A 14,398-nucleotide genomic window follows, 5' to 3' on the forward strand; every position below is an offset into this window, starting at 1 on the left:
GCAGGCTCCACACCTGATCGACGGCTGCCTAACCGGCACCGGCCTACCACTTGATCCGGTGTGACCCGCACCCGACAACCCTCCGGAAAGGTCAGTAGGCGCCGCGCGTACGGGGACTGCGATGCGCCCGCACGAAGCGCACCGGGGTGCCCGGCGCGGCCTGTGCGGCGGCCGGCAGCGCGGCCTCCTGCACGACGCCGACGACCGGGTAGCCGCCGGTCGTCGGGTGGTCGGCGAGGAAGAGCACCGGGAGGCCGTTCGGGGGCACCTGGACGGCGCCCAGCGCCATGCCCTCACTGGGGAGTTCGCCGTCCCGGGCACGCTCCAGGGACGGGCCTTCCGTGCGCAGCCCGATGCGGTTGCTCTCCGCGGAGACCCGCCAGACGCCCGTCAGGAGGGTGCGCAGCCCCTGCGCCGTGAACCAGTCGTCGCGTGGCCCGAGACGGACCGGCAGCACCAGTTCGCGCACCGGCCCGGCGTGCGGCACCGCCTCGACAGCGACGGCCGGCGTGCCCGGCGTGCCGAGCGGCAGCACGGCACCGTCGGCGAGCGGGTCGGGGCCGAGCCCCGAGAGGAGGTCGGTGGCGCGGCTGCCGAGCACCGGCTCGATGCCGACGCCGCCCGCGAAGGCCACGTAACTGCGCAGCCCGTGGGTGACGGTGCCCACTTCCAGTACGGCGTCGGCCGGCACGCGCACAGGGGCGCCCCAGGCGGCGGGGCGCCCGTCGACGGTCACCGGGCAGGGGGCCCCGGTGACGGCCACGGTGACCGCGCACCGTACCCGTACCGCGCAACCGGTGACGGTGGTCTCCAGCGTCGCGGCTTCGGGGGCGTTGCCGACGAGACGGTTGGCCAGGCGGTGTGCGTCGGCGTCGAGCGCACCGGAGCGCGGCACGCCCAGGTGGGCGTGGCCGATGCGGCCGAGGTCCTGGACGGTGGTCAGTGCTCCGGCGCGTACGACGGCGAAGGCGCGGTCGGTCACTGAGCCGCCTCCGGGTGCGGATCGAAGGATCGGGGGACGAAGCGTACGAGGGTGCCGGGTGCGAGCAGGGCCGCCGGCTCCCGGGCGGAGTCCCACAGAACGGCGTCCGTGGTGCCCAGCAACTGCCAGCCCCCGGGAGAGGAGCGCGGGTACACCCCCGTGTACGGACCCGCGAGGGCCACGGAGCCGACCGGGAGGCGCGTCCTCGGGGTCGCGCGGCGCGGCACGTGATAGCGCTCGGGGAGGCCGGTGAGGTAGCCGAACCCGGGGGCGAAGCCGGAGAAGGCCACCCGGAATTCGGTACCGGAGTGGATCCGTACGACCTCGTCGGGGGTGACGCCCCACAGCTCGGCGACGTCGGCGAGATCGGGGCCGTCGTAGCGGACGGGGAGCTCGACGGTCCGCGCACCGGAGCGGGCGGCCGGCGGGATCTCCCAGCCGGCCAGCTCGGCAGCGAACCGCTCCGGTGCGGCGAGCCCGTCGATCAGCACGGTACGGGCGGCCGGGACGATCTCGCGGGTGGCGGGCAGCTGCCCGGCCGCGGCGCGGCGCAGCAGCTCGGCGTGGAGCGCCTCCACGGCCTCGCCGCTGTCCAGTTCGATGAGCAGGCCGTGGTCGCCCACGGGCAGCGTGCGCATACGCAGGGCGTGGCCCTCGGCGGCGCGGGACCCGGTGGGGCCGGGCGGGGGTGCGGTCATGCGAACGCCGCCACCCGGACGCCGGCGGCCGTCAGCTCGTGCCGTACGCGCCGGGCGAGCGCCGCGGCGCCCGGGGTGTCCCCGTGCAGGCACAGCGACTGGAGGTCGACGTCCACGCGCTCCCCGTCGATGGAGGTGACGGCGTGGTCGCGGGCGAGGCCCAGGGAGCGCTTGACGACGGCGTCCGGGTCGTGGACGACCGCGCCGGGCTCGCGGCGCGACACCAGGGTGCCGGCGGCCGTGTAGGCGCGGTCGGCGAACGCCTCGGCGACGGTGGGCAGTCCCGCGGCGCGCGCCTCCACGTGCAACTCCGAACCCGGAAGCCCGAGGACGGGCAGCGGACCGGCCGCGCGCTGGATGCCGGCCACGATGGCGGCGGCCTGTTCGGCGTCGTGCACGGCACGGTTGTACAGCGCGCCGTGCGGCTTCACGTACGTAACCCGTGACCCGGCGGCACGCGCGAAGACCTCCAGCGCGCCGATCTGGTAGGCGATCTCGTCGGCGAGTTCGTCCGGGGGCACGTCCATGGCGCGGCGGCCGAAGCCGGCGAGGTCGCGGTAGGAGACCTGGGCGCCGATGCGGACGCCGCGCTCGGCGGCCGTCTCGCACACCCGGCGCATCGTCGAGGGGTCGCCGGCGTGGAAGCCGCACGCGACGTTGGCGCTGGTGACGACGGAGAGGAGACTGTCGTCGTCGGTGAGGGGCCACCGCCCGAACCCTTCACCGAGGTCGGCGTTGAGGTCGATCACCGGGTCCGTCATGTGCGTCCGTTCCAACAGGCCGGCGGGGCCGGACAGGGGCAGGGAAAGGCAGAGCCGGCCGGCCCGTTTCCGTAGCGGCTGTCCTCCTGGGGCGCTCGGGCCGACCGGTTACCGCATCAAGCTAGAGGATTGTTGAACGATAGGACAAGAGGGTTGTTGTCTTGTTCGCTGATCTGGGATTGACTGCGTGCCCTCGTGAGCGGCCGGGCGGCCGCCGTACGCGGTCCGGGTGACCGGGGGGACGAAAGTGAGGCACGACGTGGCGAAGGGCATCGACCGGCGGCTCGTGGAGCCGGCCGGGCTGGCGGTGGACCGGGCGCTGCTGGGGCGGACGAGCACTGCGGAACGGGTCGCGGACATACTGCGCGACCGTATTGCGGAGGGGTTCTTCTCGCCCGGTGTGCGGCTGTCGGAGGACTCCATCTGCGGGGCGCTGGGGGTGTCGCGCAACACCCTCCGAGAGGCGTTCCGGCTGCTCACGCACGAACGGCTGCTGGTGCACGAGCTGAACCGGGGCGTCTTCGTGCGGGTGGTCGCGGTGGACGACCTGCTCGACATCTACCGGGTGCGGGAGATGATCGAGTGTGCCGCGGTCCGCGGCCTCGGTGAGCCGCCGTACGAGCTGGAGCAGGTCGAGGCGGCCGTGCTGGCGGGGGAGCGGGCCGCGCTGGAGCGGTCCTGGCAGGACCTGCCGACCGCCAACATCCGCTTCCATCAGGCGCTGGTCGGACTGGCCGGCAGCCCGCGGACGGACGAGTTGATGCGCGGCGTGCTCGCCGAGCTGCGGCTCGTGTTCCACGTGATGGACGACCCGCGCCGCTTCTATGAGCCATATCTCACCCGGAACCGGCAGATCCTCGAGGCCCTTCAGGGGGGCGACGCGGCGCAGGCCGAGCGGCTGCTCGCGTCCTACCTGGAGGATTCCCGGGCGCAGCTGGCGAGCGCGTACGCGCAGCAGGTGTCCGGGCGAGTTACCGAGAGGTAACAGAACGTTCAACCTATTGTCGGATCGTAGAACGATCCTCTACCGTCCTGGCACATCCTCACGACGTCCGTGGGGCCCTGCGTCGAAAGGCGGTCCCGGTGATCGTTCTTCTGGGCGTTCTCGTGGTGATCATCGGATTCGCCACGCGGCGCAATCCCCTGCTGGTGGTGGGGGTGGCGGGCATCGCCACCGGCTTCCTCGGCGGGCTGTCCCCTCAGAAGGTGCTCGCCGCCTTCGGGGACGGCTTCGCCTCCAGCCGGGCCGTGACGATCTTCGTCATCACGCTGCCCGTCATCGGCCTCCTGGAGCGCCACGGCCTCCAGGAGCAGGCGCGCAACCTCATCTCGCGCTTCTCGAAGCTGACCACCGGACGCTTCCTGACGCTGTACCTCGTGCTCCGCCAGGGCTTCGCCGCGCTCGGCCTGCGGGACCTCTTCGGGCCCGCGCAGACCGTGCGCCCGCTCGCGGCCCCGATGGCCGAGGGCGCCGCCGAACGCCGCTACGGGACGCTGCCGGACAAGACCCGGGAGAAGATCCGGTCCTTCACCGCCAGCGCCGACAACGTCGGGCTGTTCTTCGGTGAGGACGTCTTCCTCGCCGTCGGCTCGATCCTTCTGATCACCGGCTTCGCCAACTCCACGTACCACACCCACCTCGAGCCCCTGCAGCTCGCCCTGTGGGCCATCCCGACCGCGCTGTGCGCCCTCGCCGTGCACGGCGGCCGGCTGCTCCGCATGGACCGCACGCTGGAGCGCGAACTGCTCGGCGCCCGCGTGGAACTCGCCACCGAGGAGGCCGCGAAGTGATCAAGGCAGAGTGGTTCTACTGGCTGGTCGGCGCGCTCTTCATGGTGCTCGCCGTCCAGATGGCGGCCGACCGCACCAACCCGAAGCGCTACGGCACCGCCGCCTTCTGGGGCCTGCTCGGCGCCGGCTTCGTGTACAGCTCCTGGGTCGTGGACAAGTCGGCCCCCGCCGAACCGCTCGGCGCCGCCGTCCTCGTGATGATCTGCCTCGCCGCCTTCGGGTTCACCGGGCGCGGCAAGGCCCGTACGACCACCACGGAGGAGCGGCGGGCGAGCGCCCGTAAACACGGCAGCAAGCTGTTCCTCCCCGCACTCACCATCCCGGCCGTCGCCCTGGTGTGCGCGGTCCTCGTCCCGAAGCTCTCCTTCGGGGGCGGCCCGCTGCTCCAGAAGGGCAGCGAGACCATCCTCGGCCTCGGGATCGGCGCCATCGTGGCGCTCGTCCTGGCCATGGTCATGCTCCGCGAGAAGAGCGTCGCCGCGCCGCTGCACGCCGGCCGTTCCATGCTGGAGTCCATGGGCTGGGCGATGCTGCTGCCGCAGCTGCTGGCCACGCTGGGCACGATCTTCGCGGTCTCCGGGGTCGGCAAGCAGGTCGGCATCCTCACCGAGGCGGTGCTGCCGCACGATTCGGTGATCACCGCGGTCGTCGTCTACTGCGTCGGGATGTTCCTCTTCACGGTCATCATGGGCAACGGCTTCGCGGCCTTCCCGGTCATGACCGCCGCCGTCGGCTGGCCCGTCCTCATCGAGCAGGCACACGGCAACGCGCCGGCGGTCCTCGCGATCGGCATGCTCTGCGGGTTCTGCGGCACCCTCGTGACGCCGATGGCCGCCAACTTCAACGTCGTGCCGGCGGCGCTGCTGGAGCTGAAGGACCAGTACGGCCCGATCAAGGCCCAGCTGCCCACCGCCGTCGTGCTGCTCGGCTGCAACATCGTCATCATGTCCGCCTTCGCCTTCTGACCGGCCGCACACGCTCCGCCACCGCACACGCTCCGCCACCGCACACGCTCCGAACGACGCCGAGGAACAGCGCATGACACGGGTACTCCTGACAGGCTTCGCTCCCTTCGAGGGCAGCGACGTCAACCCCTCCTGGCAGGCCGTGCAGGCCGTTGCCGCCGATCCGCCGCCCGGCATCGACGTCGTGACCGCCGAGCTGCCCTGCATCTTCGGAGAGGCGCTCGACGCGCTCCGTACGGCCGTCACGGAGGCCGACCCCGAGGTGGTGGTCTGCGTCGGGCAGGCGGGCGGACGCCCCGACGTGACCGTCGAACGCGTGGCCATCAATGTTGACGATGCCCGCATTCCCGACAATGCGGGTGCGCAGCCCATCGATGAGCCGATCGTCGCGGGAGGGCCCGCCGCCTACTTCACCAATCTGCCGCTCAAGGCGTGCGTCACCGCGGTCCGTGAAGCCGGGCTGCCCGCCTCCGTCTCGCAGACCGCCGGCACGTTCGTCTGCAACCACGTCTTCTACGGCCTGATGCACCTCCTCGCCGCCGAACGGCCCGCGGCGCGCGGTGGCTTCGTGCACATCCCGTACGCCCCCGAGCAGGTCACCGACAAGGGCGAGCCCTCGCTCCCCGTCGGCGCCGCCGCCGAGGCGCTGCGCGTGATCATGGTCACGGCGGCGGGCCGCACCGACGACATCAAGGCTGTGGGCGGCGCCACACACTGACCTCGGGGGCCGTGCCGTTTCGTCCGTTGTCAGTGCGACGGCCTAATCTGTTCACCGTGACTTCTCCATCCCCCCAGGGTGCTGCGTCCCAGTTCAGCGGGGTGACGCGACCCGCACCGGGCCCGGCCGCCGATGAGGGCCTGGCCCGGCGGTTGCGTGCGCTCGCGTGCACGGCCCCGCTGCACGACCTCGACGCGCGCAAGGCCAACCTCGCGGGGGAGTACGGCGTCTACGCCATGGCCGAGGTCGCCCTCGCCGCGATCGACCTGGTCACGCTCCACATGGACTTCGACACCGGGGCCGACCACGAGCAGATAGTGGCCAGGCTGCTGCCCCGTATCGCGGCGCAGGCCCCGCGCCGCCCGGCGGCCGAGCACGAGCGCGTCGCCCGCTGGGTCCTGGAGAACCTGATCAACGTCGGCAGCGTCGACCGCGGCTTCCGCGCCGTCTACGGCACGTTCACCGCCGACGGCGACTACGTCCGCCGGGACTACGACTTCAAGCTCATCGAGGAGGTCCCGGGCCCCGGCGGCACGGTCTACCTCCGCACCACCGACGAGGCGGTCAACGTCCTGGTCGGCGCGCTGGACACGGACGTCACCAGCGCCCAGATCGCCGCCGAGGTCAAGCTCGAAGTGCTCATCAGCCGCGGCCGCCTCGCCGACGCCCAGCTCGCCGCCGAGCAGGCGCGGTACCGCACCGTGCAGTACGCCGAGACGCTCCGTAAGACCCTCGACGCCACCCGGCGCAACGTCCGCGCCGTCGACTGGCTGCGCGCCGTGCCCGACATGATCGCCGAGGCGCTCGACCACGTCGCCGACCGGTACCGCCACGAGAACGCCATCCTCACCAACATCCGCCGCGCCCGGGACGAGGCGGAGACCGGCAACGACCCGAAGACGGCCGAGCACAAGAGGCGCGCCGCCGAGCTCGTCGACATCGTCAAGGACTGCATCCGCCGCCACACCCAGCTGCAGTCCCGCCTCCTGGAAGCCGGTCCCCTCTTCCGCGCCGAGCAGGACCGGCAGGCGTTCGCGCCGCCCACGGCGCACGCCGGGCTCGACCTGTACGGCCAGCTCGTCGCGCCTGTACTGCCGCTGCCCGTCGAGCAGTCCACCCGGGTCACCGACGCCTTCTTCGCCAAGGGCACCGGCCTGCGCACCCCCACCGCCGTACGGGTCGGCGACCTGGTCGAGATGCTGCTCACCCCGCCCCAGGAGCGCGAGCACCTCGGCGCCGAGATGCCCGAGCCCGACCTGATCGCCACGCCCGACGACAGCCGGTTCAGCGAGGAGCAGCTGGACGCCGCGACCGCGCTGCTCACGCTGCCGCCGGACGCGCCGCGCCGGCTCTCCGGACTGCTCGCCGAGGCCCGCCGCCAGGACCCGGAACTGCCGTATCTCGTAGCGCTGATGGCCGTGCACGCCGCCAGCCCGCCGGTCGGCACGGCCTACCGCCAGGGCGAGGAGCAGCTGCTCTTCGCGGTCGACGACGGCACGGAGCTGGTGGACGCGGAGTTCGGCGGCGCCGACCTGATCGTGGGCACCGCCCTGCTGGATGCGGCGGGCATGGCGGCCGAGCGGTCGGAGGTGGCGTGATGCCGGGTGCCGTGGCGCCGGCGAGCCCCGGAGCGCCCACAGGGGCCGTCGAGGGGAGCACAGCAATGCAGACCGTGATCCGCAAGGAGCCAGATTCGTGACCGAGTACGACGCCGACGACACCGCGCGGCCGGACCCGACGGCCGGCGCGGGCGACGGCTGGGGCCTGCCCGTACCGGAGGCGGAGCAGCCCGCCAAGGGCCCCGCGCCGGTCACCCCCGCCGACGCGGCGGACGCCGCCCGCCTGGTGTCCTTCGGCCTCCAGCCCAAGCTGCTGCCCGCCCGCGACGTCGAGTACGGCGAGCTGCTGCGGCGCTACCGGGACGACCCCGCCTTCGCGCGCCTCGCCGACGCCGTCGCCTCCGGGCTCGGCCTGGTCGTCCTGGAGGTCTCCACCCGCGCCGGCATGGCCGTCACCGCCGCCGAGGACTCCGTCTTCGCGGTCCGCATGGGCGACTACGCCCGCCGTGCCTCCACCGACGCGGGCGACCGGTTCCTGCACGGCCTCGCGCACCTGGCCGTCGCCGCGATGGCCTTCCCGCGCCCCGAGGACCTCGCCGACGACGGCTACATCGGCCGCATCACCGTCAACGGCGTGGACGCCTTCGTCCGCCAGGCCTGCCGGCGCCTGGAGGAGCGCGCCGCCGAGGCCGGCGAGAACACCGACCCCACCAGCGGCGCGCCCGGCCTGGAGGCGTCCTGGCGGGTGTACGCCAGGCGCAGCGCGACGGGCGCCACGAAGGACGCCCGGCGGCTGGCGGGTTCGACCACCGGCATCATCGCCAAGGCCGTCTCCTTCCTCGTCGACTCCGGCTTCCTGCAGCGCACCGGGGACGACGCCGGCGGCACGTACCGCACGACCGCGCGCTACCAGCTCCAGGTGCGCGACATGGCGGGCACGGCCGCCATGGCCGAGCTGCTGGAGCTGGGGGTGGTCCCCATAGCGGACGGCAGCGCCTCGCTGCTGCCCGCCGAGGACACCGACGACCTGGACCTGGTCGCCGACGCCGGGCTGCCCTTCCACTCGGGCTGACCCCCGGTCCCGTACACCCGAAATCGCGGCCGGCCCGCCGGCCAACCACCGATCACCGTCACCACAACGAGAGTCCGCCGCTATGTACGAGCTGTCCCGGGTTCGCCTCTACTCCATCGGGCCCGCCGGTGCGCGCTACGCCGACACCGTCCTGGACCTGCGCGGAGTCGGTGAGCCCGTGCCCCGACCGGCGCCGGCCCAGGCGGACTTCTTCGAGGAGGAGCCGGTCGGCCCGCCGCGCCGCCCGGCCCCCGCCGGCGTGCTCTTCCTGGAGAACGGCGGCGGCAAGTCCGTACTGCTCAAGCTGATCTTCTCGGTCATGCTGCCCGGCCACCGCAACACCCTCGGCGGCGCCAGCTCCGGCGTGCTCCGCAAGTTCCTGCTGGCCGACGACTGCGGCCATGTGGCGCTGGAGTGGCAGCACACGGTGACCGGCGAGACCGTCGTGGTCGGCAAGGTCAGCGAGTGGCGCGGCCGTCAGGTCTCCAACGACCCGCGGAAGTTCGCCGAGGCCTGGTACAGCTTCCGGCCAGGGCCCGGCATGAGCCTGGACTCCCTCCCCGTCGCCGAGTCCACCGCCGTCCGCCCGATCGTCGAGGGCGCGTCCGCAGCGCAGGGCCGCCGCCGCACGATGAAGGGCTTCCGCGACGCCCTCACCGAGGCCGGCAAGAACTACCCCAACCTCGACGTCGTCTGGGTCGAGATCCACGAACGCTGGAACGAACACCTCGGCGAGCTGGGCCTGGACCCCGAACTCTTCCGCTACCAGCGGGAGATGAACGCCGACGAGGGCGAGGCGGCCGGCCTCTTCGCGGTCAAGAACGACTCCGACTTCACCGACCTGCTGCTGCGCGCCGTCACGGACACCCGGGACACCGACGGCCTCGCCGACCTCGTGCACGGCTTCGCGCACAAGCTCGGCCGCCGCGCCGAGCTGACCGCCGAACGCGACTTCACGGCCGGCTCCCTCGACCTCCTCTCGAAGATCGCGGAGAACGCCGAACACCGCGAGCGCGCCCGGGAGGTGCACGCCGGAGCCGAGCGCCGCACGCGCCACCTCTCGCAGCGGCTGCACGCCCGCGCCACCGAGGAGCGCGGCCGCGCCGCCGAGCTCGCCGAACAGGTCGCCGCCGCGTCCCACGCCGTCACCGAGGCCGAGGCCACCCGCGAGCGCCGCTCCCTGATCTCCGCCGAGATCGCCTACCGGCACGCCTCGCTGGCGCTGGCCGCAGCCGAGAAGGGCGCCGCCGCGCAGCGCCGCGAGCTGAACGACGCCCGTACGCTGCACTCCGCCTGGCAGGCCGCCGAGACCGTGCTGCGGCACCGTGCGGCGGCCGACCGGTCGGCGCGCGTCGCCGCCGCCATCCAGGAGGCCGAGCGGGACGCCGCGCCCGCGCTCGCCGCCCGCAGCAAGGCCGCCGCCGACCTCGTACGGGCGCTGCACGGCGCCGCTACAGAGGCCGAGACCTGGGCCAACCAGGAAGAGGAGCGTTCCGCTGCCCTTCAGGAGACGGGCGAGTCGGCGCATCGCGATGCCACCGCCGCCGCAACCGCAGCGCAGCGCGCCCGCAGCGAGACCGAGCACCTCAAGCAGCGGCTGGCCGAGGTCGAGCAGGAGACCGCGGAGGCGGTACGGGCCGGCTGGCTGGACGACTCCGCGCCGGACGCCGACCCGGCCCGCGCCGCGCTCGCCGCGACGGACGCGGAGAAGGCCGCGGTCGAGTCCTGGGACACCGCCCGCGAGGCCGCCAGGGTGACCGGCGACCGCGCCAAGGAAGCCGCGGCGCGCCAGTCCCGCGCGGAACTGGCCGCGGCCCGCGCGGAGGACGCCGCGCACGCCGCCGAGCGCGCCTACGACGCGGAGCGCCGTGCCGCCGAGTCGATCGGCGCCGAGCCCCGGCTCGCGGAACTGCTCGGCCTCCCGTCGGCGCTGCCCGCCCCCGCGCCGGGCCTCCCGGGCCAGCGCGGCAGCCGCCCCCTCGCGGCCGAGCACCGGCCGCCGCTACGGGTGACGGTCCGACTGGACGACGCCGAAACCGCGGGCGTGGCCGCCGAAGCGGACGGCACGGGTACGGACCCCGCCGGCGTGGACGATGCCGAGCCCGACGACGGGTACTTCGCCGGACCGGTCATGGGGAGCGCCCCGGACCGGGTACGCCCCGCCACGCCCGCGCCCACGGCCCCGGCGGCCGGTACGTCCGGCACCGGGGACGCGATGGCCGTGGGCGGCGGCTCCTGGGCGTCCGGCGTCGTGGGGCTCGGTGCCTCGGCCGAGGAGGAGGACCCTGCCTCCGACGAGCGGCCCGCCGGCGGACGCGGCACGTACGCCGCCGAGTCCGACAACCGCGACGAAGTCTCCGCACGGATCGACTCCGTCGACTCCGAGGGGCCGGCAGGCACCGCGGACGACGAACGCGGGGACGGGGGCGACGGGCACGGTGACGCGGACGACGAGCACGGTGACGCCGACGTACCGGTCGTGGCCACGGGACCGGCGGCCGGCACCGAAGCGTCCGAGCCCACGGGACCGGCGGCCGGCGCCGAAGCACCTGAGGACACCGGAGCAGCGACCGGCGCCGAAACGGCCGACGCAATTGCGGCCCCCGAAGAGCGCGCCGACGCCGCCCCCGTGGAGGCCGCCTCCGCCGAGGACGAGGCCTGCCCCGACGACGGGACCGACCACGCGGACGACCACGAGGGCAACGGCGCGCACGGCGCGGCCCTGCCCCGCCCCCGGCGCATCGGCGCGGACGGCCCCCTCTCCGCCGAAGAGGTCGACCGGAACGCCGACGCGCTGCAGGAACTGCTCGACGAGAGCGTGAGCTCCGCCGAGCGGCAGCTGTTCGACATGCGGACCGCGGCGGCCGACGACGCGCGGATCCTCGGCGCACTCGGCGACGGCGGTCTCCTGCCGCCCGGCCCCGACGTGCTGGCGGCCGTCGAGTACCTGGGCGAGCACGGCGTACCGGCCCTGCCCGGCTGGCGCTACCTCGCCCAGTCCGTCGACCCCGTGGACCACGCACGCGTGCTCGCCGCCCGCCCCGAACTGGTCGACGGCGTCATCATCACCGACCCCGACACCCACGCCCGCGCCCGCGACGTCCTGGCCCAGGCCGCGCTGCTGCCGCGCTCCGCCGTGGCCGTCGGTACGGCCGCCGCCCTGCTCGCGCCGACGCCGCCCCCGGAGGCCGAGGACAGCGGCGTCTTCCTCGTGCCGCCGAACCCGGCCATGCACGACGAGTCGGCCGCCGACGAGGAGCGGCAGGCGCTGCGCGCCCGCGCCACCGCCCGCGACGAGGAGATCCGGCAGCTGGCCGCCCGGCTCTCCGCCGACCGCGCGCTCGCCGCCCGGCTCGCCTCGTGGCGCACGGGCTGCCCGGCCGGCCGGCTCGCCGAACTGGCGGCCGCCGCCGAGCAGACCCGTGCGGCCGCCGACGCCGCCACGGCGGAGCTGGCCGAGTCCCGCACGGCACGCGCCGAGGCGGACGAGGCCGCTGCCGAGGCGGCCCGCGTCCGGGAGGAGCGCGGCGAGGCGGCGCAGCGCGCCCGCCGGGTCGCCGACGCGCTGGCCGGCCTCGCCTACCGGCTCCGCGAGCGCGCCGCCTGGCAGACCAGGCTGCGCGAACTGGCCGACGAGAGCGCGGAGTACGAGGCCCGCGCGGAGGAGTGCGTCGACCGGGCGCGCGCCGCCGACGAGGACCGCCGCGCCGCCCAGCGCGCCGCCGACGACGCACGCCGCACCGCCCGCGCGCTGCGCGCCGAGCGGGCCGAGATCGCGGGCGTACCGGACGACCTGGGCGAGGAGGAGGCCCCGCCGGAGTCCTCGCTGCCCACGCTCCGCGAGGCCTACCGTGCCGCGTCCCAGCTGTACGAGAAGGTCGGCGTCGGCGCCGACCTGCGGGCCGAGCAGGCCCGCGCCGAGGGCGACGAGAGCAACGCCCGCAATGAGCTGGACCGGCTCACCAACAAGGTCCGCACCCGCGCCGAGACGCTGCTGCAGAGCCCGGACGCGGCCGACGGCCCGTCCCGGCAGGCCGCCGCGGCGCGCGCCGAGGAACTGGTCGCGATGCTGGAGTCGCGTGCCTCGGCAGCCAGTGAGCAGCTGGGCCGGCTGCGCGGTGAGACGGAGCGGCTGGCGCCCCCCGAAGGGGTCGAGGCCCATACCGAGCTGCCCGAGGAGTTGGTACCGGCCGACGCCGACCGCGCCAAAGAACTGCTGCGTACCGCCAACGCCGAACTGGCCACCGCCACCGACGCGCTGGACACCGCCCGCGCCACCCATGCCCAGCTGCTGCGCGGCCACCGCGCCGCCGAGGACGCGGCAGGCGGCTTCGACGAGACCGCCGCGATGCTGCGCGACATCCTCCGCGACAACGGCCCGGAGGAGGACCAGGAGGCGCCCGAGCCGTACCGTGGCCGGCTGGAGGAGGCCCGCCGGGCGGCCGCGGAGGCACGCCGCTCGCTGCGCGGCTGCGCGAGCGACCTGTCGGCGGCGGAGTCCGCGGTCCGCGAGGCGAGCGACGTGCTCGTACGGCACGCCAACTCCACCCGGTACGAGATGGTGAAGACGCCGGCCCGGCAGCAGATCCGCGAGCTGCCCGCCGCCGCGCTGCCGGACCACGCGGCGAAGTGGGCGGAGGCGTTCGCGCCCCGGCTGCGGGTCCTCACCGACGAGCTGGAGCAGCTGGAGCGCAACCGCGACAGCATCGTCGACCGGCTGCGCGGACTCGTGGAGTCCTCGCTGGCCACGCTCCGTTCGGCGCAGCGGCTGTCCCGGCTCCCCGAGGGTCTGGGGGAGTGGTCGGGCCAGGAGTTCCTGCGCATCCGCTTCGACGACCCGGACCAGGCCACGCTGACCGAGCGGCTCGGCGAGGTCATCGACGAGGCGACCCGCGCCGCCGTCAAGCGCAACAGTGACCTGCGCCGGGACGGCATGTCCCTGCTCCTGCGGGGCGTTGCCGCGGCCCTCCAGCCGCGCGGCGTCGCCGTGGAGATCCTGAAGCCGGACGCGGTGCTCCGTGCCGAGCGGGTGCCGGTCGGGCAGATGGGCGACGTCTTCTCCGGCGGCCAGCTGCTCACCGCGGCCATCGCGCTGTACTGCACGATGGCGGCGCTGCGCAGCAACGACCGGGGCCGCGACAAGGAGCGGCACGCCGGCACGCTGTTCCTGGACAACCCCATCGGCCGCGCCAACGCCACGTACCTGCTGGAGCTCCAGCGGGCCGTCGCCGACGCGCTCGGCGTCCAGCTGCTCTACACCACCGGCCTGTTCGACACCACGGCGCTCGCGGAGTTCCCGCTGGTCATCCGGTTGCGGAACGACGCGGACCTGCGCGCGGGCCTGAAGTACATCAGCGTCGAGGAGCACCTGCGCCCCGGTCTGCCGCAGCAGCGCGAGGCGGAGACGATCCACGGCGAGATCACCGCCACCCGGATGTTCAAGCGCCCGGAGGAGCAGGAGGCCCCCCGCGTCCCGCAGGGCGACGACCGGAAGGCCCCGAAGGAGCCGACCGGCGCCGGGGGCGAGCCGACGACGGCACCGGACGAGCCGTCGGTTGTACGGGACGATGCGACGACGGCACCCGAGGAGCCCACGACGCCGGACGGCCCGCCGACCGACCGGTAGTCGGTACACCGCGCCGCCACCGGCCGGGCGCCCATGGGTCTTTCGGCAGTGTCCGGCGGCCCGCGACCCTTCGTATGGTGGCGCGGTGAGACGAACCGAGGACCGGACCGGGGCCACGCCGCCCGGAGAGACCGGCACGGGCGGCGCGGTGGTTCCCCGGAACCGGCCGAGCCCGCCGGGGCACCCCACGACGTTCGTCAGGGTTGGCTGCGGGCGTGCTGTCCGG

At 74.5% G+C, this 14,398-nt stretch carries 10 protein-coding genes; 7 read left to right on the top strand and 3 right to left on the bottom strand.

The features are described 5' to 3' along the window. Positions 1–91 precede the first annotated feature (91 nt). The 3 genes from IF20_RS35140 to IF20_RS35150 are packed head-to-tail and all read right to left on the bottom strand — an operon-like array spanning position 92 to position 2,441. Positions 92–982: a 5-oxoprolinase subunit C family protein gene (locus IF20_RS35140; protein WP_052869514.1), complete on the bottom strand. Its 891-nt coding sequence runs from the start codon at positions 980–982 to the stop codon at positions 92–94. After that, positions 979–1,620: a 5-oxoprolinase subunit PxpB gene (gene pxpB / locus IF20_RS35145; RefSeq protein ID WP_199896903.1), complete on the bottom strand. Its 642-nt coding sequence runs from the start codon at positions 1,618–1,620 to the stop codon at positions 979–981. The genes IF20_RS35140 and pxpB overlap by 4 nt, the downstream gene beginning before the upstream one ends. A 56-nt stretch (positions 1,621–1,676) precedes the next feature. Beyond that, the gene (locus IF20_RS35150; protein ID WP_110944850.1) at positions 1,677–2,441 is read right to left on the bottom strand and encodes a LamB/YcsF family protein; all 765 of its coding nucleotides are present in this window, start codon (positions 2,439–2,441) and stop codon (positions 1,677–1,679) included. Between the two features lie 247 nt (positions 2,442–2,688). Between IF20_RS35150 and IF20_RS35155 the strand changes: the two genes are divergently transcribed. The 7 genes from IF20_RS35155 (at position 2,689) to IF20_RS35185 (ending at position 14,172) form a co-directional block, all read left to right on the top strand. After that, on the top strand, positions 2,689–3,426 hold the full coding sequence (locus IF20_RS35155; RefSeq protein WP_199896901.1) for a GntR family transcriptional regulator: 738 nt from the start codon (positions 2,689–2,691) through the stop codon (positions 3,424–3,426). 98 nt (positions 3,427–3,524) lie between these two features. Beyond that, on the top strand, positions 3,525–4,232 hold the full coding sequence (locus IF20_RS35160) for a DUF969 domain-containing protein (protein ID WP_052869517.1): 708 nt from the start codon (positions 3,525–3,527) through the stop codon (positions 4,230–4,232). Further along, positions 4,229–5,197 carry a DUF979 domain-containing protein gene (locus IF20_RS35165; protein ID WP_052869518.1) on the top strand — a complete coding sequence of 323 codons (969 nt, stop codon included), beginning with the start codon at positions 4,229–4,231 and terminating at the stop codon, positions 5,195–5,197. The genes IF20_RS35160 and IF20_RS35165 overlap by 4 nt, the downstream gene beginning before the upstream one ends. A 73-nt stretch (positions 5,198–5,270) precedes the next feature. Next, complete coding sequence (pcp, locus tag IF20_RS35170; protein ID WP_052869519.1) at positions 5,271–5,915, top strand: pyroglutamyl-peptidase I; 645 nt, start codon at positions 5,271–5,273, stop codon at positions 5,913–5,915. 56 nt (positions 5,916–5,971) lie between these two features. Continuing rightward, complete coding sequence (locus tag IF20_RS35175; RefSeq protein WP_052869520.1) at positions 5,972–7,513, top strand: hypothetical protein; 1,542 nt, start codon at positions 5,972–5,974, stop codon at positions 7,511–7,513. 97 nt (positions 7,514–7,610) lie between these two features. Then, positions 7,611–8,546, top strand: coding sequence for a hypothetical protein (locus tag IF20_RS35180; RefSeq protein ID WP_110944851.1), 936 nt, complete (start codon positions 7,611–7,613; stop codon positions 8,544–8,546). A gap of 82 nt (positions 8,547–8,628) precedes the next feature. Continuing rightward, on the top strand, positions 8,629–14,172 hold the full coding sequence (locus tag IF20_RS35185; protein WP_234426967.1) for a hypothetical protein: 5,544 nt from the start codon (positions 8,629–8,631) through the stop codon (positions 14,170–14,172). Positions 14,173–14,398: the final 226 nt, after the last annotated feature.

This window comes from Streptomyces niger, from assembly GCF_000718305.1.
In the GTDB taxonomy this organism is placed as follows: domain Bacteria; phylum Actinomycetota; class Actinomycetes; order Streptomycetales; family Streptomycetaceae; genus Streptomyces; species Streptomyces niger.